Annotated in this window: 23 protein-coding genes; 13 read left to right on the top strand and 10 right to left on the bottom strand. The window is 74.9% G+C overall.

The genetic code is table 11. From position 1 onward, the window contains the following. The first annotated feature begins 1 nt into the window (after position 1). The 5 genes from ABD292_RS05355 (at position 2) to ABD292_RS05335 (ending at position 3,794) form a co-directional block, all read left to right on the top strand. Positions 2–640 carry a TetR/AcrR family transcriptional regulator gene (locus ABD292_RS05355; RefSeq protein ID WP_344205671.1) on the top strand — a complete coding sequence of 213 codons (639 nt, stop codon included), beginning with the start codon at positions 2–4 and terminating at the stop codon, positions 638–640. Between the two features lie 105 nt (positions 641–745). Next, positions 746–1,714 (top strand): alpha/beta hydrolase, encoded by a 969-nt coding sequence (locus tag ABD292_RS05350; protein ID WP_344205669.1) that lies wholly within the window; start codon positions 746–748, stop codon positions 1,712–1,714. A gap of 75 nt (positions 1,715–1,789) precedes the next feature. Next, on the top strand, positions 1,790–2,761 hold the full coding sequence (locus ABD292_RS05345; protein WP_344205668.1) for a sensor histidine kinase: 972 nt from the start codon (positions 1,790–1,792) through the stop codon (positions 2,759–2,761). Continuing rightward, positions 2,731–3,126 carry a sensor histidine kinase gene (locus ABD292_RS05340; protein ID WP_344205667.1) on the top strand — a complete coding sequence of 132 codons (396 nt, stop codon included), beginning with the start codon at positions 2,731–2,733 and terminating at the stop codon, positions 3,124–3,126. Before ABD292_RS05345 ends, ABD292_RS05340 begins: the two co-directional genes overlap by 31 nt. Next, positions 3,123–3,794 (top strand): response regulator, encoded by a 672-nt coding sequence (locus ABD292_RS05335; protein ID WP_344205666.1) that lies wholly within the window; start codon positions 3,123–3,125, stop codon positions 3,792–3,794. The genes ABD292_RS05340 and ABD292_RS05335 overlap by 4 nt, the downstream gene beginning before the upstream one ends. Here ABD292_RS05335 and ABD292_RS05330 read toward each other — a convergent pair. Genes ABD292_RS05330 through ABD292_RS05320 form a run of 3 tightly spaced genes read right to left on the bottom strand, consistent with a single transcriptional unit; the run spans position 3,791 to position 6,631 of the window. Then, positions 3,791–4,534, bottom strand: coding sequence for an MBL fold metallo-hydrolase (locus tag ABD292_RS05330; RefSeq protein ID WP_344205664.1), 744 nt, complete (start codon positions 4,532–4,534; stop codon positions 3,791–3,793). The genes ABD292_RS05335 and ABD292_RS05330 overlap by 4 nt on opposite strands. A gap of 9 nt (positions 4,535–4,543) precedes the next feature. Next, positions 4,544–5,788: a DUF3500 domain-containing protein gene (locus ABD292_RS05325; protein ID WP_344205662.1), complete on the bottom strand. Its 1,245-nt coding sequence runs from the start codon at positions 5,786–5,788 to the stop codon at positions 4,544–4,546. A 33-nt stretch (positions 5,789–5,821) separates the two neighbouring features. Then, positions 5,822–6,631 (bottom strand): FadR/GntR family transcriptional regulator, encoded by an 810-nt coding sequence (locus ABD292_RS05320; RefSeq protein ID WP_344205660.1) that lies wholly within the window; start codon positions 6,629–6,631, stop codon positions 5,822–5,824. 60 nt (positions 6,632–6,691) lie between these two features. On the opposite strand from ABD292_RS05320, the gene ABD292_RS05315 reads away from it, so the two are divergent. Further along, positions 6,692–7,582, top strand: a complete 891-nt coding sequence (locus ABD292_RS05315) for a fumarylacetoacetate hydrolase family protein (RefSeq protein ID WP_344205659.1) — start codon at positions 6,692–6,694, stop codon at positions 7,580–7,582. On the opposite strand, the gene ABD292_RS05310 is transcribed toward ABD292_RS05315, so the two are convergent. Beyond that, a complete protein-coding gene (locus ABD292_RS05310) occupies positions 7,542–7,970 on the bottom strand; it encodes a glutaredoxin domain-containing protein (RefSeq protein WP_344205658.1) in 429 nt (142 codons plus the stop codon). The two genes, ABD292_RS05315 and ABD292_RS05310, sit on opposite strands and share 41 nt — an antisense overlap. Positions 7,971–8,144: 174 nt before the next feature. Between ABD292_RS05310 and ABD292_RS05305 the strand changes: the two genes are divergently transcribed. Together ABD292_RS05305 and ABD292_RS05300 are read left to right on the top strand one after the other, a co-directional pair. Then, on the top strand, positions 8,145–8,804 hold the full coding sequence (locus ABD292_RS05305) for a DUF4142 domain-containing protein (protein ID WP_344205656.1): 660 nt from the start codon (positions 8,145–8,147) through the stop codon (positions 8,802–8,804). A gap of 26 nt (positions 8,805–8,830) precedes the next feature. After that, entirely contained in the window at positions 8,831–9,337 is a 507-nt protein-coding gene (locus tag ABD292_RS05300; RefSeq protein WP_344205654.1) for a MarR family winged helix-turn-helix transcriptional regulator, read from the top strand. A 9-nt stretch (positions 9,338–9,346) separates the two neighbouring features. Here ABD292_RS05300 and ABD292_RS05295 read toward each other — a convergent pair whose 3' ends face one another. From ABD292_RS05295 to ABD292_RS05275, 5 genes are read right to left on the bottom strand one after another with little or no spacing between them, the layout of a single operon-like run. Beyond that, positions 9,347–9,775 (bottom strand): GNAT family N-acetyltransferase, encoded by a 429-nt coding sequence (locus ABD292_RS05295; RefSeq protein WP_344205652.1) that lies wholly within the window; start codon positions 9,773–9,775, stop codon positions 9,347–9,349. A 38-nt stretch (positions 9,776–9,813) separates the two neighbouring features. Next, on the bottom strand, positions 9,814–10,407 hold the full coding sequence (locus ABD292_RS05290) for a response regulator (protein ID WP_344205650.1): 594 nt from the start codon (positions 10,405–10,407) through the stop codon (positions 9,814–9,816). Further along, entirely contained in the window at positions 10,404–11,546 is a 1,143-nt protein-coding gene (locus ABD292_RS05285) for a sensor histidine kinase (RefSeq protein ID WP_344205648.1), read from the bottom strand. Before ABD292_RS05285 ends, ABD292_RS05290 begins: the two co-directional genes overlap by 4 nt. Then, positions 11,543–12,244, bottom strand: coding sequence for an ABC transporter permease (locus ABD292_RS05280; RefSeq protein ID WP_344205646.1), 702 nt, complete (start codon positions 12,242–12,244; stop codon positions 11,543–11,545). Before ABD292_RS05280 ends, ABD292_RS05285 begins: the two co-directional genes overlap by 4 nt. Further along, positions 12,241–13,152: an ABC transporter ATP-binding protein gene (locus ABD292_RS05275; protein WP_344205644.1), complete on the bottom strand. Its 912-nt coding sequence runs from the start codon at positions 13,150–13,152 to the stop codon at positions 12,241–12,243. Before ABD292_RS05275 ends, ABD292_RS05280 begins: the two co-directional genes overlap by 4 nt. Positions 13,153–13,451: 299 nt before the next feature. Here ABD292_RS05275 and ABD292_RS05270 point away from each other — a divergent pair, with 299 nt between their 5' ends. Continuing rightward, positions 13,452–14,159 carry a CHAP domain-containing protein gene (locus tag ABD292_RS05270; protein WP_344205643.1) on the top strand — a complete coding sequence of 236 codons (708 nt, stop codon included), beginning with the start codon at positions 13,452–13,454 and terminating at the stop codon, positions 14,157–14,159. A gap of 64 nt (positions 14,160–14,223) precedes the next feature. Here ABD292_RS05270 and ABD292_RS05265 read toward each other — a convergent pair whose 3' ends face one another. Then, positions 14,224–15,513, bottom strand: a complete 1,290-nt coding sequence (locus ABD292_RS05265) for a TetR/AcrR family transcriptional regulator (protein WP_344205641.1) — start codon at positions 15,511–15,513, stop codon at positions 14,224–14,226. A 175-nt stretch (positions 15,514–15,688) separates the two neighbouring features. Between ABD292_RS05265 and ABD292_RS05260 the strand changes: the two genes are divergently transcribed. The 4 genes from ABD292_RS05260 (at position 15,689) to ABD292_RS05245 (ending at position 21,283) form a co-directional block, all read left to right on the top strand. Further along, entirely contained in the window at positions 15,689–17,476 is a 1,788-nt protein-coding gene (locus tag ABD292_RS05260) for an AMP-dependent synthetase/ligase (RefSeq protein WP_344205640.1), read from the top strand. Then, the gene (locus tag ABD292_RS05255) at positions 17,473–18,609 is read left to right on the top strand and encodes an acyl-CoA dehydrogenase family protein (protein ID WP_344205639.1); all 1,137 of its coding nucleotides are present in this window, start codon (positions 17,473–17,475) and stop codon (positions 18,607–18,609) included. The genes ABD292_RS05260 and ABD292_RS05255 overlap by 4 nt, the downstream gene beginning before the upstream one ends. 128 nt (positions 18,610–18,737) lie before the next feature. Then, on the top strand, positions 18,738–20,273 hold the full coding sequence (locus ABD292_RS05250; protein WP_344205638.1) for a PP2C family protein-serine/threonine phosphatase: 1,536 nt from the start codon (positions 18,738–18,740) through the stop codon (positions 20,271–20,273). Next, the gene (locus ABD292_RS05245) at positions 20,273–21,283 is read left to right on the top strand and encodes a cobalamin B12-binding domain-containing protein (RefSeq protein ID WP_344205637.1); all 1,011 of its coding nucleotides are present in this window, start codon (positions 20,273–20,275) and stop codon (positions 21,281–21,283) included. The genes ABD292_RS05250 and ABD292_RS05245 overlap by 1 nt, the downstream gene beginning before the upstream one ends. Positions 21,284–21,285: the final 2 nt, after the last annotated feature.

The raw sequence follows: 21,285 nt of genomic DNA, 5'->3' as shown, positions 1-21,285 counted from the left end.
CATGAGCGAAGCCGGCCCGCCGGCGGCGACCGGACGGCGCGAGCGCAGGAAGCTGGCCACCCGCGCGGCACTCAGGGAGGCGGCGCTGCGGCTGGCCGCGCGCCACGGCGTGGAGCGCGTCACCGTCGAGCGGATCGCCGCCGAGGCCGACGTCGCGGTGCGGACCTTCTTCAACTACTTCTCCAGCAGGGAGGAGGCGCTGGTCGCCACGCTGGCCGCCGGGGCGGAGGCGCTGATCGCCGAGTTCCGCGCCCGGCCGCCCGCCGAGTCGGTGCTGACGGCCCTGCGGGAGGCGGCGCTTCGCGTGCTGCGGGCCGGCGACCTCGCCGGAGGGGAGCAGGTCCAGGCGTTGCGGCTGATCGTACGGGCCCCGTCGCTGGAGCCGCAGCGGCTGGCGGTGTTCGCCGCGCAGGAGAAGGCGCTCGCGGCGGCCATCGCCGAGCGGGTGCCGGCCGCGGCCGGCACCCGCTACCCGGCGCTGTGCGCGGCCACGACGCTGACGGCGATGCGCCTCGTCCTCGAGGAGTGGCTGGACAGCGCCGCCGAGTCCCCGGCGGGCCTGCGGGAGAGCCTGGACGAGGTGATGGCCGAGCTGGCCGCGGGGCTCGACCGGCCCGGCGTACGGCTCGTGGACTCGTAGTACGCGGGAGCTACGCGCGAGGTTCGCTCCACAGCGGGAGTCGGGCGGCCCCCGGTGATCCGTACGGTCGGCGGTGGACGATCACCGACCACCGAGGAGCCCGCCATGCCCTCCCCTCCGAAACCCCGACCACCGCGCCCGGGGGTGCTCCGGGCCGGGCTGACGACGTTGATCATGGCGGCGGTCGCGTGGCCGATGATCGGGGCGGCGCGGCCGGGGGCGGTGCCGGCGCCCGTGCCCGCGCCCGTGCCGCCGCTGGCCGTCTCGCTCGGCGACGGGCTCGCCGCGCGGTATGCGGCCGCCCGCGCGGAGATCCTGGCCGCCGTACGGACCGCGGACCGCCACGGGCACCACCGGCGGGCCGCCGCCCTCCGCGAGCTGGCCGCCCCCGCCCGCCGCTTCCTGGCCTTCGACGGGCGGGACGGCGGCCGGGCGGCGGAGGTCTTCGGCGACCTGCCCACCGCCCGCAGGGTCGTGGTGCTGGTTCCCGGCGCGGGCGTCGACCTCGACCGGTACGGCCCGCTGCGCGGCGGCGCGATGCGGCTGCGGGACGCGCTCGGCGACGGTTCGGCCGTGGTCGCCTGGCTCGGGTACGCGACCCCGAGCAGCGTGAGCCTCGCGGCGCTGACCCCGGCCCGCGCCGACGCGGCGGTCCCCGCCCTGCGCGCCTTCGTACGGGAGCTGCGCGTGGCCAGGCCGGCGGCGCGGATCTGGCTCGTGTGCCACTCCTACGGCTCCGTCGTGTGCGGCCGGGCCGCCGGCGGGCTGGACGTGACGGGCGTCGTGCTGCTCGGCGCCCCCGGCGCGGGCGTCGCCACCGCCGCCGCGCTCGGCCCGTACGCCGAGGTGTGGGCCGGCCGGGCAGCCGGTGACTGGGTGGCCCTGCTGCCGCACGTGTCCGTCGGGCTGCCGTTCGCCGCGGTGGGGCTGGACGCCGACCCGGTGTCGCCCGGGTTCGGCGCCCGGGTGCTCGACGCGGGCGGCGGCGGGCACGGCGACTACCTGGCGGCCGGTTCCCCGGCGCTGGCGAGCGTCGCGCGGATCGTGGCGGGGGCGGGTGACGGCGATGGATGACCGTCACCGGCGGTGCCGTCAGGGGCCCGCTACGCTGGAGCGGCCGGAGGCGGGGACGGCCAGGGTGGAGGCGGCGTGAGGCGGAAGCAGGCAGCCGCGCGGCGCGGGCTCCTCGCCGCCCTGCGCGCCGATCTGTGGTCCACCGCCGCCGACCCGCTCCCCCGGATGCGCGGGCCGCGCCCGCTGGCCCGGCTGCCGCACGTCCTGGTCGTCCTGTACGCGCTGGTCCTCGGCCTGTTCCCGGACGGCGAGGGCATCGACCCCACGGTCCCGCTGCTCGCCACGGCGCAGGCGGCGACGCTGGTGGCCGCGATGTTCCGCCCGCTGCCGGCGTTCTGGGCGTCGCTCGCCGTCGTGCTCGCCGGAGCCCGTGCCGGGATGACGTACCTGCCGCAGACCCTCACCTTCCCCTGGATGGTCGGGCCGGGAGCGCCCCCGTCGAGGTTCCCGCACAACGACGCGGTGGCGTTCCCCTGGACGGGGTCGGGGATCTTCCTGCACGCCGGGGTGCTGTTCCTGCTGGCCCTGCGGGTACGGCCGCGCGCCGCCGCGGAGGCGCTGGCGATCAGCGTGCTCGGCGCGGCGGCGTGCGTGGTGTTCCTGCCTCAGCAGACGGGCGGCACCCCGGTGATCGCCCTCCCCGTGTACGCGCTCGCCGTCGCCTCGGGCACGATGATCCGGATGCTGAGGACCACCAGGAACCGGCTGGAGGCCCAGGAGGAGCTGACGGCGGAGGAGCGCGCCCACCGCACGCTGCTCCAGGAGCGCAGCAGGATCGCCCGCGAGCTGCACGACGTGGTGGCGCACCACATGTCGGTGATCTCCATCCAGGCGCAGGTGGCGCCGCACCTCGTCCACGACCCGCCCGACGAGCTGCGCGACAACCTCGCCGGCATCCGCGAGAACGCCGTCGAGGCGCTGACCGAGCTGCGCAGGATCCTCGGCGTGCTGCGTACGGAGGACGGCGCGGACGCCCCCAGCAGGCGCCGCAGCCGACGCTCGACCGGCTCGGCGAGTTGCTGGCGAACGTGCGCGGCGCGGGCGTGACGCTCACCGAGGAGATCGCGGGCGAGCCGCGTCCGCTCGCGCCCGGGGTGGAGCTGTCGGCGTTCCGCATCGTGCAGGAGGCGCTCAGCAACGCGATGCGGCACGCGCCGGGCGCGGCCGTGACGCTCCGGCTGCGGTACCAGCCGGACGCCCTCGCGATCCGGGTCGTCAACGCCGCCCCGGCGAGGCCCGTGACGGCTCCTGGCGGCGGGCACGGGCTGCCGGGCATGCGCGAGCGCGCCGCCATGCTCGGCGGCGACCTGGTCGCCGGGCCGACGCCCGACGGCGGTTACGAGGTCAGCGCGTTCCTGCCCGCCGGTCCTTCCGCCGGCCCGCCGAGGAAAGGTGACGAGAGCGCCCCATGACGAGCATCCGCGTGCTCATAGCCGACGACCAGGCGATGGTGCGCCAGGGCTTCACCGTGCTGCTCGATGCCGAGCCGGGCATCGAGGTCGCCGGCCAGGCCGCGAACGGCCTCGAAGCCGTCGCCATGGCCACCGAGCTGAACCCCGACGTCGTGCTCATGGACGTGCGGATGCCCGAGCTCGGCGGCATCGAGGCCACCCGCCGCATCGCCGCCCGGGCCGGGACGACGGTGAAGGTCCTGATGCTGACCACGTTCGACCTGGACGACTACGTGTACGAGGCGCTGCGCGCAGGCGCGTCCGGCTTCCTGCTCAAGGACGCCTCGGCGGCCGAGCTGGCGCAGGCGGTGCGGGTGGTCGCGGCCGGGGACGCGCTGCTCGCGCCGGCCGTCACGAGGCGGCTCATCGCGGAGTTCGCGCGGCTGAGCACCGGGCCGCGCCCGCCGCTGAAGGAGCGCCTCGGCGACCTGACCGAGCGGGAGACGGAGGTGCTGTCGCTGGTCGCGCAGGGCCTGTCGAACGCGGAGATCGCGGCCGGCCTGGTGGTGGCCGAGCAGACGGTCAAGACGCACGTGAGCCGGATCCTGGTCAAGCTCGGGCTGCGGGACCGGACGCAGGCGGCGGTGTTCGCGTACGAGACGGGCCTGGTCCGCCCGTCCGGCTACTAGGTCATTTCGATGGTGAGACCGGGGGTGGCGAGGCCGATCTCGCCGTCGTACTCGGATGCAGCAGCGGCTCGGGCGGCTGCGGCGTCCGTGCCTGGCTGCAGGTGAGTCAGTAACAGGTGCCGGGCGCCGGCGTCCTCGGCCTGCCGGCCTGCCTGGCGGGCGCTCGACAGGTGGCGCCGCGCGCCCCGCGGGACCAGGTCCGCGAAGGTGGCCTCGGCCAGGAGCAGGTCAGCGCCGCGCGCCAGGTCGGCGACGTCAGGGCTCGGGCCGGTGTCCCCGGTGTACGCCAGCACGCGCTCGCCCGCTGTCAGCCGTATGCCCGCGTTGGGCACCGAGTGCGGCAGCAGCCGGGTCTGCGCGTGGAACGGGCCGATGGCGAGCCGGTCGCCGGCGACGAACTCGTGCAGGAAGTAGGCGCCGCTCAGCATTCCCGGGCGGTCCAGCGCGAGCACCGCGTCCAGGGCGCCGGGCAGCGCGTACACCGGCAGCGGCGCCGGTGGGTCGTCACGCAACGTACGCGCGCGCAGCAGCGGGTTCAGGTCGGCACAGTGATCGGGATGTCCGTGACTGACGAACACCGCGTCGACCTGGTCGGCGGTGATCCGTTCCAGCAGCCGCGGGACCGTCGCGTATCCGGGGTCGACGAGCAGCCTGAACCCCTCGTGCTCCACGAGGTAACCGCCGCAGGCCTGGCCCGCCGCCGGCCACGCACCGCATCCGCCGAGGATCGTCAGCAGCATCCATGAACTCTAACGGCGGGCCTGCCACTGCCGGACCCAGGCGCGGCCGTAGTCGTTGCCGTGCGGGGTGCGCAGCACGGTGTGGACGTGGAACGGCTTGGGGGTGTCGTAGTCGAGGAAGACGCCGCAGTGGTGGTCGAGCTCGGCGACGATCACCGGCGACTGGAGCCGGTAGTAGAAGACGTCGCCGGGCCGGTGCCCGCCGATCCAGCAGAACCAGGTCTCCTCCAGGTGGGCGGCGACCTCCCTGAGCCGGGCGGCGCGCGGCCCCTCGGGCAGCAGCCCGGCGAACGTGGCCGCGATGGCCAGCGCGTGCTCCTGTGCCTCGGCGGGCATGTCGGCGACGCGGACGCCCTCCACCGGGATCACCCGGTTGTCCTGGAACGCCCCGGCCAGGTGGCGTTCGTCGCCCGGGTCCACCCGGCCCTCCGGCATGGCCGGATCGACCATCCGCTCGTAGACGACGGCCTGCCGGCGCTGCTCGGCGGGCAGTGCGGCCATCAGCCGCAGCCCCAGCTCCACCCGGTCGGCGAACACGTCGCGCAGCCCGGCGTGCGGGCCCGCGTCGATCTCGTCGGGCTCGGCGCCGAGGAACACCGGCGACAGCGCCATGCGGCCCTCGACGACCAGGCAGTTGAGCGCGCAGTGGTGGCCGTAGAGCTGCCAGCCCCAGGGGGCGCGGAGGTCGGGGGTGCCGTAGAGCGCGAGGTTGTAGCTGAACTCGTTGAGTATGGTCTCCAGGCCGACGACCTCGCCGAGGAAGCCGTTGATGAGCATCATGGCGCGCGTCAGCTCGTAGCCCTCGGGCGAGAGCGAGGCCCGCACCAGCGCCAGGGCCTTCTCGCGGACGAGCTCCGGCTGGAGCTCCAGGCGCAGGCCGGTGTCGAACTGCAGGAACTCCGGGTTGGCCCAGGTCTGCCACTCCACGGCGTCCACCGGGTGGGTGAGGCGCGTGCGGCTCTCGTCGTCCAGGGCGGCGAGCAGGTCGCGGGCGGCGGTGGTCATGGCCGCGACGGGCGCCTCCTCGCCCGGCTCGGCCGGTGTCAGCGGGTGAAGGCCCTCGCGGAGTACGCCGTTCTCGGTGACGCCGCGAAAGTCGTTCCTGTAGAGGGGGGTCCAGTTCGCGACCAGGCCGCCGGTGAAGGTGCCCGGTTTCCTGGCGAGCTCGCCGTAGGCGTACGGGTCGAGGCCGCGGATCTCGGCGAGGCGGGGGTGGTCGTGCGGGAACAGGTGCCGTCGGTACTCACCGGGCATGACGGGCTCCTCCGGCGTTCAGGGGGTTACGGGTCAGGGGGCGGCGGGGGTGCGGTGTGCGGCGACGGCGACGCGGACCGCGGCCTCGTCACCGTCGGCGATGGCCTCGACCAGGTCGGCGTGGACCTGGTAACGGGCGGCCCGGTACGCCGCCCGCCGGTCGTCGCCGGGCCGGTCGGCCGCGGGTCCGGTGGTGACGGGCCGGTCATCGGCGCGCCCGTCATCGGCGCGCCCGTCATCGGCGCGCCCGCCGTCGGCGGCGAGGCGGGCGGAGGTGGTGCTCAGGTGGCCGAGGGTGCCGACGTAGACGGCGCGGGCCATCGTGTTCGGGCTGATGGCGGCGATCCGTTCGTGCAGCGCCCAGTTGGCGCGCATGAAGCCGTCCCAGCCGGGCGCGGTGCGCAGCGCGCGCAGCAGGCGGCGCAGGTCGGCGACGTCACGGCCGGTGCGGTGCCGGGCCGCGCCGAGGTCGATGAGCTCTTCGAGGTGCTCGCGCAGCTCGATGGCGTCGGCGACCGTGCCGGGCTCGTCGGCGACGCTCAGCAGCGTGTGCCGCAGCCGCACCACCGGCCCGCGGTCGGCGGCGAACAGCCCGCCCCCGCGCCCCGGCCGGATCTCCAGCACGCCCCGGTCACGCAGCAGCCGGACGGCCTCGCTGACCGTCGCGTAGGCGAGGCCGGTCTCGGCGCGCAGCGACTCCAGCGTCCCGACCGGCTCGCCGGGGGCGAGCCCGCGGATGCGCTCGTCGAGCGCGGCGGCCAGCCGCTCGGCGCGGGTGCGCGCGCCCTGCCCGACGCCGGCCAGGGGTTGTCCGGTGGAGGAGGTGTGCGGCATAGTCGCCATCCAAGCACAAACCTGCGAACCTTTAGAAGGGTTTGCGTGGCGGGCGCGAGGAGAGAGCCGATGAGGATCGTGGGCATCCGCAGGGACGGCGGCCCGGTCGAGGTGGCGGCGCTGTCGCCCGACGGCACGGCGGTCACCGTGCTGGCCGGGCTGGAGGAGTTCTGGGCCGGCGCGTCCGCCTGGCTGTCGCGGGAGCCGGCCGGTGAGACCGTCCCGGCCTCGGCGGTCGCCCTCGTGCCGCCGGTGCTGCCGGAGGCGCGGGTGATCTGCGTCGGGCTCAACTACCTGAGGCACGTGGCCGAGGGCTCGTACGCGGGCGAGGGCGTCCCGCCGCACCCGACGCTGTTCGCCCGCTGGACGCGGTCGCTGACCGTCGGCGGCGTCCCGGTGCCGGTGCCGTCGGGCGAGGACGGCCTGGACTGGGAGGGCGAGGTCGTGGCGTACGTGGGGGCGCCGCTGGCCGACGCCGAGCCCGACGAGGCGCTGGCCGCCGTGGCCGGCTACTCGGCCTTCAACGACATCACCTCGCGCCGCGCGCAGAAGCTGACCAGCCAGTGGATCCTCGGCAAGAACGGCGACAACTCCGGCCCGCTCGGCCCGCTGGTGCCCGCCCCCGAGGTCGGCGACCTGCGTGACGGGCTGCGGGTGCGGACCCGGGTCAACGGCGAGGTCGTCCAGGACGGCTCCACCGACGAGATGGTCTACACCGTCGGTGACACGCTCGCCCTCATCTCCCGCACGTTCACGCTGCGGCCCGGCGACCTGCTCGCCACCGGCACCCCCGCCGGGGTCGGCTACGCCCGTACGCCGCCGTGGCTGCTGCGGCCCGGCGACGAGGTGGAGGTCGAGGTCGAGCGGCTCGGCAGCGTACGCAACCCGGTCGTCGCCAACGACGCGCGCCTGACGGAGGTCACCGCAGGCGCTCGCGCACCCAGGCCGGGTCGGGGTTGACGTACGCCTCGCCCCGCAGCACCACCGTCGGGACCGTCTCCGAGCCGCCGTTGACGGCGCGCACCGCCGTCGCGCCCTCCGGATCGCGCCAGATGTCCACCCAGTACGCCCGGCGGGCGTCGCGCCCCAGCCGGAAGCGCAGCCGCAGGCAGTAGCGGCAGCCCGCCCGCCAGTAGACGATCGCCCGGCCGTCGGCGGCGCTCAGCTCGCGGGCGCGGGCCGCGCCGACAGGCCGGGGGAACGCCAGCGGCGACAGCCACCAGGCGGCCGCGCCGAACACCACGAGGATCACGGCCGCGCTGACGGTCTGCCCCGAGGCGAACCTGGTGACCGCCGACGCCAGGCCGAACAGCGTCATGAGCCCGGCCATCGTCCACGCGCGCATCATGGTGCGGACGTTATCGGGGTCCCGGTCACCGGTCGAGCGCCGGGGACCCTCTTGCACTGCGCAACCGTTGCACACTGCCATGAACAGACCGGTGCCCGTCGCGCGTATCTCATGACGAGCGGCGCCTTCCGACCCCGGCGCCGCGCCACCCGGATCCGGAACGGGATGACTGTCATGGCTCACCACAGCTCGACCGCCCCCTTGACCACCGCCGGGGGCCTCGCCGCCCTCTGCCTGCTCACCGCCTGCGCCGGCTACACCCCCACGCCCCTCCCCGACACCGCCGCCCTCGACGCCGCTGTGACCCCCCAGCCGACCTCCACTCTCGCCCCGCCGGAAGGCGACACCGGCACCGTCCAGACCAAATGGGGTCCGCTGTCGGAGCTCGACCGCGACCTCGTCCGCAAGGTACGCCTGGCCAGCCTGTGGGAGATGCCCATGGCGCAGGACGCGATCCAGCGCGCCGACGCCGCCCGCGTCCGGCAGATCAGCCAGGAGATCGCCGCCCAGCACCACACCCTCGACCGCCAGGTCCGCGACGTGGCGGCCAAGCTGCGGATCACCCTGCCGGTCAAGCCGACCGAGCAGCAGCAGGCGTGGATGACCGACATCTCGGGCCGGTCCGGCCCGGCCTACGACGCCACGTACGTGAAGTGGCTGCGCCTGGCGCACGGCCAGATCTTCGGGGTGATCGGCACCGTGCGCGGCACCACCCAGAACACCCTGGTCCGCCGCTTCTCCGAGCAGGCCAACGCGGCCGTGCTCAACCACCAGCGCCTCCTGGAGAGCACCGGCCTGACCACCCCCGAGAGCTTCCCCACCCCGCCCTCCTGAACCCATGAGCGTGTACAACTGAGCCCATGAAACAGCCCTTCGCGGGCGGCCAGGCCGGCGCCGACGACCTCGACGCCGTCATCTCCGCCGTGCTCACCGGCTCGCGGCTGCTGGTGGCCGTCGCGGCCCGCTCCCTGGCCGCGGCCCAGGACCGGGTCACCCTCCCCCAGTTCCGCATGCTGGTGGTGCTGTCGGTGCACGGTGAGACCAAGCTCGTCACCATGGCCGAACTGCTCGCCGTCAACAGCTCCACCGCCATGCGGATGGCCGACCGCCTCTCCGCCGCCGGCCTCGTGACCCGCGAGGTCAACCCGCACAACCGCCGCGAAAGCCTCATGCGGCTCACCGCCGCCGGCCGGCAGCTCGTCGAGGAGGTGACGGCGCGCCGCCGCGAGGAGATCGCGGCCATCGTCTCCCGCATGACCCCCGAGCAGTCGCGCGCGCTCATCTCGGCCATGAACGCCTTCACCGAGGCTGGCGGCGAGAGCCCGCCGGGACCCCGCTATCCGCTCGGCTGGCCCGACGCCCCGTAGAGACCGGCCTCACGCCAGCGGCTTGACCCAGCGGGACCATTCGGGCTGCGGCGCGTAGCCGGCCGCGGACCAGGCCGGATGGGCGAGGACGTTCTCGTCGAGCACCATGGCGTCGGCCCGGAACGCGCCGAACGCGGCGAAGCGCGCCTCGGCCGCGGCGAGCAGCGCCGTGGCGATGCCCCGGCGGCGGTGTCCGGGGTGGACGGCCAGCCGGTAGAGGTGGGCGCGCCAGCCGTCCCAGCCGGCGATCAGCGTGCCTACCAGGTCGCCGCCGTCCGGCAGCTCGGCCAGCAGCAGGGCCTCGGGGTCGCGCTCGACGAGCGCGACCACCTTGTCCGGCGAGTCGTGCCGGTCGGTGCCCTCGGCGGCCAGCAGCCAGAAGTCGAGCACGTCCTTCACGTCGTCCGGGCCGCCGCAGCGGATCTGCACCCCACGCATGCGGGTGAGCCTAACAGTCCCTTTTCCGGCGGCCCCGGTCAGAGCCAGCCGCGGGACTCGGCGACCCGTACGGCCTCGGCCCGGTTGCGGGCGCCGGTCTTGCCGATCGCGGAGGACAGGTAGTTGCGCACGGTGCCCTCGGTCAGGAACAGGTGGCGGGCGATGTCGGCGACGGTCGCGCCGCCTGACGCGGTCCGCAGCACCTCGGTCTCGCGCTGGGTGAGCGGGCTCGGCCCGACGGTCAGGGCGGAGACCGCCAGCTTCGGGTCGATCACCGTCTCCCCGGCCATGACCCGCCGCACCGCCGCGGTCAGCTCGGCGACCGGCGCGTCCTTGACCACGAACCCGGCCACTCCGGCCGCCAGCGCCCGGCCGAGATAGCCGGGCCGGCCGAACGTCGTGACGATGACCACGCGCTGCCCGCGCAGGCGTTCGGCGACCGCCAGTCCGGACATGCCGGGCATCTCGATGTCGAGCAGGATCACGTCGGGCCGGTGCTCGGCCACCGCCGCCTCCACCTGGTCGCCGCGCCCGACCTCGGCCACCACCTCGATGTCGTCCTCCAGCGACAGCAGCGCGGCGAGGCCGCCCCTGACGAGCTCCTGGTCGTCGGCGACGAGGACGCGGATCACGACGGCACCACCGGTACGCGGGCGCGCAGCAGGTAGCCGGCGCCGTCCGGCGGCGGGCCGGTCTCCAGGCGGCCGCCGGCCGCGGCGAGGCGCTCGGCCAGCCCGGTCAGGCCGTTGCCCGGGGCGGCGCCGGGGGGCGGGCCGGTGCCGTCGTCGCGTACCTCGACGGTGGCGGCGTCGCCGTCCACGGCGAGGGCGATCCGGCAGCGGCGGGCGCGGCTGTGGCGTACGACGTTGGTGGCGGCCTCGCGTACGGTCCAGGCGAGCAGCGTCTCGGCGGCGGCCGGGATGGGGCCGGCGGCGGGCGAGACCTCCAGGTGGATCCCGGCCAGCGCGAGGCCGCCGCTCGCCCGCCGCAGCTCGTCGGACAGGGCGGGGGCGCGGTAGCCGGCGACGGCGTGGCGCACCTCGTCGAGCGCCCGGCGGGCGGCGCGCTCCACGTCGGCCATCCGGCGCGCGGCCCCGTCGGGGTCCGCGCGGGCCAGCCGGGCGGCGAGCTGGCTGGTGATCGTGATCGAGGTCAGCGTGTGGCCGAGGGTGTCGTGCAGGTCGCGGGCGAAGCGCAGCCGCTCGTTGTCCACGGCGAGCTGCGCCACCTCGGCGCGGGCGGCGGCGAGCCTGGCCAGCAGCTCGCCCATGGCCAGCAGCGCCGAGACCGCCCCCGCCTCGGCGAGGATCACCAGCGGCACCCACCAGATCTGCCCGAACGGCAGCCCGTACGCCGCCAGCACGCCGACCGTGACGGCCGCCGTCGCCACGAGCGCCGCCGCGAACGCCGCGCCGCGCACCACGGGGGCCAGCGCGCTGACCACGAAGACGAAGCTCACGTACGCCCACGGCGGCCCCAGGACCGGCATGCCCGCCAGCGCCGCGGCGACCACCCCCGCGGGCCACCACGGCGCCGGCCGGCCCGGCCCGAACACCGCCCACGTCGTACGGAGCCAGCACACCACGAAGACCGCGGCCACCACGGCCACCCACAGCACCCGCCACGGCTCCGGCCGGGACGCCGCGGACGTCCAGGCGAACGTTCCCAGCGGCCAGGCCAGCAGGGCCAGCCAGGCGGCCGACCCTGCCCTGGCCGCGGTACGCCCCCGGCTGAAGTCGACGTCGTCCACGCTCACAGCGTCCACTTTCACAGGGCTCGACGGTAACGCCAGAGGGCCAGCGCGACGAAGACCAGCGTCCACCCGGCGAGCACGGCGAGCGAGAGGCCGGTCGGCGGCTCGCCCTCCAGCGCCCGCCAGCCGAGCGAGCCGACCTGGTAGGTGGGGCTGTACTCGGCCAGCGCCCGCATGCCGGCCGGCATGCTCGTCACCGGCACCCACAGCCCGCCGAGCACGGACAGCCCGAAGTAGACGATCATCATGGCCAGGCTCGCGAGCTGGCCTCTGAAGGTGTAGCCGAAGGCCACGCCGAGCGCGGCGAACGGCAGCACGCCCGCCCAGATGAGCACCACCAGCGCCGCCCACGTGCCTGCGGGCAGCCGCACGCCGGCCAGCAGCGCGCCCGCCGCCAGCACGACGAGGACGCTGGGCAGCACCCCTGCGGCGGCGCCGAGGAGCTTGGCGGTCACGTAGCCGTGGGCGGGCAGCGGGGTGACGGCGAGCTGTCGCAGCCAGCCGCCGGCCCGTTCCATCGCGATGGCGCCGCCGACGAACATCGCGCCGCCCATCGCCCCGTACGTGGCCATGGACACCATCGCCTCGGCGGGCGGCGCCACGGTCAGCACCTCGGCCCACAGCAGGAAGAGCAGGAGGGGGAAGACGGTCAGCATGGTCATCCCGACCGGGTTGCGGAGGGCCCGCGCCAGCTCCAGCCGTACGTACGCGCTCATCGCGCCGCTCCTTCCGCCTGCTCCGTCCCGGCCGTGAGGCTGACGAAGGCGCTCTCCAGGTCCACGCCCTCGACGCGCACGCCCCGTACGTCGTCGTAGGCGGCGAACAGCGCCCGCAGCGTCGCGTCGGAGTCGGCGGTGCGCAGGGCCACGGTGCCGTTCTCGGCGTGGACGCCGCGCACGCCCGGCAGGGCGCGCAGCCGGGCCAGGTCGGCGTCCCCGGGGGCGGTCGCCCGGTCGAAGCGCACCTCTCCCCCGCCGACCAGGGCCTTGATCGCGGCCACGGGGCCGTCGGCGACGACCCGGCCGCGGGCCAGCAGCACGACGCGGTCGGCGTAGGCGTCGGCCTCGGCCAGGTAGTGGGTGGCGAAGACGGTGGTGCCGGCCCGGCGTCTCACCTCGTGCCAGAGGGCGCGGCGGCCGTCCACGTCCAGGCCGGCGGTGGGCTCGTCGAGCACCAGCAGGCCGGGGCCGCCGGCCAGGGCCAGGGCGAACCTGACCCGCTGCCGCTGCCCGCCGGACAGCCGGCCCACGCGCCGCTCGGCGAGGTCCGCGACGCCGGCCGCGTTCAGGGTGGCGGCGAGGGGCGGAGGGCGGTCGTACATGGCGGCGACGGCGGCGACCAGCTCGCGCACCCGTACGTCGTCGAGCAGCCCCGCCTCCTGCGGCAGCACGCCGACGCGGCCCGCGCGCAGGGCCTCGGCGGGCGGGCGGCCGAGCAGCGTGGCCCGGCCCGAGGTGGGCGGCAGCAGGCCGAGCGCGACGGCGAGCAGGGTGCTCTTGCCCGCCCCGTTGGGTCCGAGCAGCGCCACCGTCTCCCCCTCCGCGACCGTGAGGTCCACCCTGTCCAGGGCGGTGACGGGTCCGTAGCGCTTGCGTACGTCGTCCAGTTCCAGCGCGTTTCGCATGGCTCCAGCGTGCGGGGGCGGGGTGGCGCGGAGGTAGTGCGGCGCGTCAGCCACGCGCACATGACAAACGTCATCGCAGGTAAAGACTGGTGTCGATGTCGTTGCCTGGGAATTACCCAGGTGGGAGGTTAGTTGTACACATCGGACGCGAGATGACATAACTCCGCGTACCGGGCATCGCAATCGTGATTCTCTTATGGCCCTCTGCGAGGAGCCGTGCGATCGCCCCCCTGGCAGCCGCCGTATCGGGCGCTGCCGACGACCGTTGCACGACACACCGCCCAGGAGCGTATTTCTTCATGTTCGAGCACCGTCTCACGCATGCCCGCACCGCCCTCCGCGCCACGCTCGGCGCCGCCCTCGCCGCCGGAGCCGTCGCCGGTGGTGTCGCCGCCGGCACCGCCGCCCACGCCGACGCCGACGTCCGTCCGCCCGCCCACGTCGCGCAGGCCGGGGCCCACGTCGCCCAGAACGGGGCCAGCGGCGAGGCCGGCGAGCGTACGCAGGCCGTCAAGGTGACCGCCGCGCAGGTCCTGGCCACGGCCAGGGCGCAGATCGGCACCACCGAGAACGCCGCAGGCGGCGGCACCAAGTTCCAGGACTGGTACGCCGGCTCGCAGCGCGGGGCGGAGACCGCCGCCCGCGACGGCGGCAGCACCGCCTCGTACAAGAACGCCCCCTGGTGCTCGATGTTCGTGTCCTGGGTCGGCGAGCACACCGGCGCCCGCTCGCAGATCGGCTGGGACGCCTACACCGTGACCCACGCCAAGTGGTTCGAGGCCAACCACCGCTGGGGCACCGAGGCCAAGCCCGGCGCCGTCGTCTTCTTCTCCTGGAGCGGCAGCAAGAGCCTGAGCGCCATCAACCACGTCGGTTTCGTCGTCAAGGACAACGGCGACGGCACGATCTCCACGATCGAGGGCAATACCGGCAACGGCAAGGTCGAGCAGCGGACCCGGCCGACCTCGCAGGTCGTCGGCTACGGCTACCCGACCTACGCCTCCTGAGTCAGGGCTTCTCGAACGGCGCCCGCCGCGTACGCGGCGGGCGCCGTTCGCGTGTTCCGGCGCCTCAGTCCGTGATGAGCAGCTGCCTGAGCAGCGCGGCGGTGCGTGACTCGGACGCCGACGGGCCGGCCGCGCGGGCGAGGTCGGCCACGATGTTGAGCGCCGCGTGGGCGCGGAAGCGGACGCGGGCCGCCTCCTCCCCCGGGCGCAGCTCGGTGAGCAGGCCGGTCCAGGTGTCGACGTGCCGCCGCTGGGCGGCGCGCAGCCGCCGCAGGTCGGCCGGGGGAAGGTTCTCGCCCTCGGTGAGGTAGACCGCGGTGAGGTCGGCCTGGTCGAAGGTGTAGGCGACGTAGGTGTCGATCAGCCTCGACAGGGCGTCGGCGGGCGTGCCCGCGCCCGCCAGGGCGGCGGCCGTGAGGTGCTCCAGGCGGCTGGTGGCGCGGTAGTAGGCGGCGGCCAGCAGCTCGGCCTTGCCCGTGAAGTGGGTGTAGACGCTGGAGGCGTTGATGCCGGCGGCCTGGCCGATGTCGGCGATGCTGACCTGGTGGTAGCCGCGCTCGTCGAAGAGCCTGATGGCCTCGGCGAGCAGCCGCTCACGGCGGGGCAGCAACGCGAACCGCCCTTCGGGGGCGATCGGCTCGTCCGGGGCGATCGGCTCGTCCGGGGCGGGGGGCCCGTCCGGGGCGGGCGGCCCGTCCGGGGCGGGCGGCCCGTCCGAGGCGGGCGGCCCGTCCGAGGCGGGCCGGCCTTCCCGGTCGGACGGGCCTTCCGGGGCGGGGAGGTCGGCGGTGAGGACCGTGGCGACGCAGTCGAGCACGGTCTGCTCGGCCTTGGCCCTGGGCAGGCTCGCCCGGTGAGTGGCGGGGCTCGCGATCACGCTGAGCGCGGCGGAGGTGAGCAGCGCGGCGTCGCGCCGCCCCAGCTCGGGCCGCACCCCCAGCAGCAGCTCGCGCAGGGCGCGCACCGAGCGGTCGAACGACGCGGCCAGGCCCGCCTGGAACCCGGGGTCGAGATGACGGGCCTCCCACTGGTAGAGCCGGGCCACGCCGCGCCGGTCGAGGGTGTAGCGGACCAGCGCCCGCAGCGCCGCGTCCAGGCGCTCGCCGGGCGTTGCGGCGCCGGCGCCGGCGGCGACGCACCCGGCGAAGCGGGCGACCAGCTCCTCGACGGCCGCGGCCAGCACGGCCTGCTTGTTCGGGAAGTGCCGGTAGATGGCCGGGCCGGTGATGCCGACCTCCTGGGCGATGTCCTCGATGCCGACGTTGTGGTAGCCACGGGCGCAGAACAGCTCGGCGGCGACGAGGGCGATCGCCTCCTTGCGGTCCTTGGGCCGGGTGCGCTGACTTGTCGGCATGACCCGAGTGTAGCGATCGCGTGGTGAGCGGGAAATCGCCCCTCCCTCTTTCGATCGCACGTCTCCCACCTGCTCCGATGAGTCTGTAAGTAAGTCGTGATTCGGATGTATTGACACCAGAACGATGTTCGGGATTCGATGGAGGCGCTCGGGGTCCGGCGGAGGGAGAAAAAGGATGATCACAGAGGCGGACGTGCGCGCCGCGCTGGGCACGCACACGGTTCCTGGGCTGCTGCGGCGCAACGCCGAGGAGCACGGCGACCTGCCCGCCCTGACCGGCACCGACGGCGACACGCTGACCTGGCGCGAGCTGCGCGAGCGGGTGCTGTCCGTGGCGAGCGGGCTCCACGCGCTGGGCCTGCGGCACGGCGAGCGGCTGCTCATCGGCATGTCGAGCCGTCCGGAGCACTGGATCGCCGACCTCGCCGCGGTCGAGCTGGGCGCGATCCCGTGCACCACGTACGCGACGTTGAGCCCGGAGCAGATCCGCCAGGTCGCGCTGCACAGCGCGGCCACCGTGGTGGTGCTGGAGGGCCCGGCCGAGCTGGAGCGGTGGGCGCCCGCGCTGGCCGCGATGCCCGGGTTGAAAGGCGTCGTGATCGTCGATGACGCCGGCGGCTCCGGTCACACGCGCTTCGCCGACCTGCTGGCCGCGCCGGGCGGCGAGCTGCCGCCCGTGCACGCCGCCCAGGACGACCCGGTGACGATGATCTACACCTCGGGGACGACCGGCGACCCGAAGGGCGTGGTGCTCTCGCACCTCAACGTGCTCTACCAGTGCGCGCTCCAGGAGCTGGTCCAGCCCACGCCCGCGAACCCGCGGACGGTCGCGTACCTGCCGCTCGCGCACATCGCCGAGCGGGTGCTCGGCATCTACCTGCCGATCTACACCGCCGGCCACGTGACGATCTGCGCCGACTCCACGAAGCTGCTGCCCACGCTGATCGCGGTACGGCCGCAGGCGTTCTTCGGCGTGCCGCGCGTGTGGGAGAAGTTCGCCGCCGGGCTGCAGCAGATGCTCGCCGCACTGGACAGTGACGCGCTCCGCCGGGCGCGTGAGCTGGCCGCAGAGGCGTACCGGATCCGGGCCACCGGCGACGAGCCTGACACCGAACTGGCCGCCGAGCTGGAGCGCGCGGACCGGGAGGTGCTGCGGCCGCTGCGCGAGCGCATCGGGCTCGCCGAGGCGGTCCGGCTGGGCAGCGGCGCGGCGCCCATCCCCGCCGAGGTGCTGGAGTTCTTCGGCGGCCTCGGCATGACGATCATGGAGGTCTGGGGGCTCAGCGAGACCACCGGCTCGGCCACCAGCACCTTCCGCGACGACTACCGGGCCGGCACGGTCGGCCGCCCGATGCCGGGCATGGAGATCAAGCTCGCCGGCGACGGCGAGATCCTGGTCCGCGGGCCACTGGTGTTCCTCGGCTACCTCCAGCCCGACGGGCAGGTGAAGCCCGCGGTGGACGCCGACGGCTGGCTCGCGACCGGCGACATCGGCGCCCACGACGACAACGGGCTGCTGCGGATCATCGACCGCAAGAAGGAGATGATCATCACCTCGCACGGCAAGAACATCGCGCCGAGCGCCGTCGAGTCGCTGCTGCGCGCGCACCCGCTGATCGGGTACGCCGTCGTGGTCGGCGACCGGCGGCCGTACCTGACGGCGCTGATCATGCTGGACGAGGAGGCCGCGCCCGCCTGGGCCAGGGCGCGCGGCATCGCCGCGGTCGAGCTGAAGGAGCTCGCCGCCGACCCGCAGGTGCTGGCGGAGCTGGCCGAGGGCGTCGAACGGGCGAACGCGGCGCTGTCGCGGCCCGAGCAGGTGAAGGCGTACCGCGTGCTCGACCACGCGTGGAGCCCGGCGAGCGGGGAGCTCACCCCGTCGCTGAAGCTGCGGCGGCGGGTCATCGAGCAGCGCTACGCCGAGGTGATCGAAGAGCTCTACAGGGGAGGATCTGGGGCGTGACCTTGACCGACGAGCGGCGCGACTTCGTGGCCGCCATCGAGGACTTCTGCCGCCGCGAGGCGGGCACCCGCGAGCAGTGGCTCAAGCTGACCGACGGCGGCGCCGAGCCGCACCACGACGGCCTCTACCGCAGGATGGGCGAGCTCGGCTGGCTGGGCGTCGCGGTCCCGCAGGAGTACGGCGGCGCCGGCCAGAGCATGGTGGACCTGCTGCTGTTCCTGGAGACCACCGCCTACTGGCAGGTGCCGATCGGCGGGTTCGCCACGTCCGCGATCACCGCAGCCTCCTACGAGAAGTTCGGCAGCGAGGAGCAGAAGCACCGGGTGCTCGGCGACTTCCTGCGCGGCGAGGTGCTGGCGGTGTCGATGTCGGAGCCCGGCGCGGGGTCGGACGTCGCGGCGCTGACCTGCCGGGCCGAGCGGCGCGACGGCGGCTGGGTGATCAACGGCCAGAAGACGTGGTGCTCCAACGCGCACATCGCCGAGCACATCCTGCTCGTGGCCCGCACCTCGACGGAGGGCGGCAGGCACGACGGGCTCACCATGTTCTCCGTCCCGGCCGGTGTGGAGGGCCTGACCGTACGCGGCATCGAGACGATGGGCGGCCGCGAGGTCAACGACCTCTACTTCACCGACTGCCGGCTTCCCGAGAGCGCTGTGGTGGGCGAGGTCGGCTCGGCCTGGCGGCAGCTCATGTCCGGGCTCAACCTGGAGCGCATGATCCTGGCCGGGCTGATGCTCGGCACCGCGCGTCGGGTGTTCGACGACACGGTGGCGTACGTGCGCGAGCGGCGGCAGTTCGGCCGCCCGGTCGGCAGCTTCCAGGCGCTGCGGCACCGGCTCGCCGACCACGCCACCGAGCTGGAGTGCACGCGGCTGCTGGTGCACGACGTGGCGCGGCGGATCGAGGCCGACCCGGAGCGGCAGCTCCCGCGCGAGGCGTCGATGGCCAAGCTGAAGGCGACGGAGCTGGCCAAGGCGCTGGCCCTGGACGGCATGCAGATGATGGGCGGCTACGGCTACGCCACGGAGTACGGCATGGAACGCCTGCTGCGCTCCACGGTGGTGTCCACGGTGTACGGGGGCACGAGCGAGATCCAACGCGACATCATCGGCAAGTCGTACGGGCTCTGACCGCCGGCCCGGTCCCGGCCGGGCTGGCACAAAAATGGCACAAAGACGGCCGAGCATCGGGAAAGCCATGTATGTCCCGTCACTAGGGTGAAAACCAGGCAGGTGACCGCGAACGGGGCAGGTTCGGCATGGCACGGGAGGACACGCCGTACCCGATGCTGGTAGTCGGCGCGTCAGGCGCCGTCGAGGAGGCGAACGCGGCCGCCCGGGCACTGCCCGGCGGCGCGCGGGACGTCCCCGCGTGGCTGCTGCGCGCGCACCGCGAGCACCCCGGCGGACCGGCATGCGGGCCGATGGGCGAGCGGATCTTCGAGGCGCATCCCGTGCACGACGACGGCGCGGGCCGCGTCGAGTGGTGGCTGGTGGACGTCACCGAACGGCACCGGGCCTGCGAGGCCCTGCGGGCCGAACGTGACTCGCTGGCGGCCGTGATCGAGGTGTCCAGCCGGCTGCTGTCCACGCTCAACCTGGACCGCTGCCTGGAGGCGGTCGTGCGGCTGGCGGTACGGCACCTCGCCGACGCCGCCCGGGTCGTCCTGCCGCGCCACGGGCACCGGCACGTGGTCGCCTGCTGCGAGGCGGACGAGGACGCCGTGCACCGGGATCTGAACCACGACGCGGGGAGCATGCCCGGCCTGGCCGAGGCGCTGCGGGCCTTCCCTCCGGTGCCGCCCCGCTGGCTGGACCCTTCCGAGGCGCCCGGCTGGGTGACGCGGGACGCGCCCGAGGGCATCGGCTCGGTCGTCGTGCTCGCGCTTCCCGGGTACGGGCTGCCGGCGGGCGCGCTGATCCTCCTGCGCCGCTCGGAGACGCACGCTTTCACCCCGTCCGAGGAGTTGTTCGCCCCGCTGTTCGCCGCCCGCGCGGGCACCGCGATCTCGATCGCCCGCCTGTACGCCGAGCAGGCCGCGATCACCGAGACCCTGATGGCCGACCTGCTGCCGCCCGTGGTCACGCACGTGAACGGCGTGGAGGTGGCGGGACGCTACCGGGCGGCGGGCGACGGCGCGCTGGTCGGCGGGGACTTCTACGACGTGCACGCGATCTCGGGCGCCGGCCACCGATCGCTGGTGGTGCTCGGCGACGTGTCGGGCAAAGGGCTGGAGGCCGCCGTGCTCACCGGCAAGATCCGCAACACGCTGCGCGCCCTGCTGCCGTTCGCCGACGACCACCAGCGGGTGCTGAACCGGCTCAACGACGTGCTGCTCACCGCCGAAGGCCCCCGTTACGTCACGCTCGTGCTCGCCGGGGTCGAACGCCGCGGCGGCCGGGTCGTGCTCCGGCTGACCAGCGCGGGCCATCCGCCGCCGATGATCGTCCGTCTCGACGGGCGGGTGCAGGTGGCCCGTACCAGGGGGACGCTCATCGGCCTGCTGGAGCACGTCACCAGCGTCACCGAGGAGGTGCTGCTGGAGCCCGGCGACACCTGCGTGCTCTACAGCGACGGCGTCATCGAGGCGAGGGGCGGGCCGCTCGGCGGCGAGATGTTCGGCGACGAGCGGCTGGAGGCCGAGCTGCGGCGCTGCGCCGGCATGCCGGCCGACGCCCTGGCGGAGCGGGTGCAGATGCTCGCCTCGCAGTGGGCGGGCGGCGGCGAGCGCGACGACCTCGCGGTCGTCGCCATCGGCGTGCCGCGCGAGCCACCGAGGGAGGGCCAGAGCTGATGAACGACGGTGTCGAGCGGTACGAGGAAGCCCTGTGGGAGGCGGCGCTCGCCGGCGACGAGTACGCCGCGATCGACGCCGCCGTGTCCGCGCTCGACGGCGGCGTCCCCGCCGAGACCCTGATCCTGGACGTGGTCGCCGCCGTGCAGGCGCGGATCGGCCAGGCGTGGGCGGACAACTGCATCACGGTCGCCCAGGAGCACACGGCGACCGCGGTCAACGAGAGCGTGCTCGTCGTGGCGGCCCACCACGCGGCCACGCGGCAGCGCGCATCCGCGCCGGTCAAGGGGCGGATCTGCGTGGCGTGCGTGGAGGGCGAGTGGCACACGTTCCCCGTCCGGCTGCTGGCCGAGGTGCTGCGGCTGCGCGGCTGGCGGGTCGACTACCTCGGCGCGCACGTGCCCACCGCGCACCTCGTCGTGCACGTGCACCGCACCGGGCCCGGCGCGGTCGCCCTGTCCAGCTCGATCGCCACCCACCTGCCGGCCGCGCACGCCTCGATCACGGCGTGCCAGGCGGCGGGCACTCCGGTGCTCGCCGGCGGCCCCGCGTTCGGCCCGGACGGCTGTTACGCCCGCCGGTTCGGCGCGGACGTCTGGGCGCCGGACGCGCGCGCGGCCGCCGACCTGCTCGACCGCGGCCTGCCCCACCGCCGCGCACCCGGCGCCGGCCACCAGGCCGACCCCGAGTACGTGGTCCTCGACGACCGCGGGCCCGTCCTGGTCAGGGACGTCCTGGAGGAGCTGTCCCGGCACGCCCCCGAGGAGGGGCCGCGCGGCGACACGGCCGAGGACGCCGCCTCGATCGTCGGCTACCTGAAGGCCGCCGTCTACGTCGGCGACCCCGGGCTGTTCACCTCCTTCGCGGGGTGGCTGGCGCAGATGCTCGGGGCGCGCGGCGTGCCCGCGCCCGCCCTTCCTGCCGCCCTGGACGTGCTGGCCGCCCGCCTGCCCGGCCTGCCGCATGCCCAGGCGACACTCGCCGAGGCCCGCGCGACCCTCGGCGCCTAGCG

Source organism: Nonomuraea bangladeshensis (assembly GCF_039529455.1).
Classification (GTDB): domain Bacteria; phylum Actinomycetota; class Actinomycetes; order Streptosporangiales; family Streptosporangiaceae; genus Nonomuraea; species Nonomuraea bangladeshensis.
Note: the sequence above shows the minus strand (reverse complement) of the source record. Positions and strands in the feature narration are given on the sequence as shown.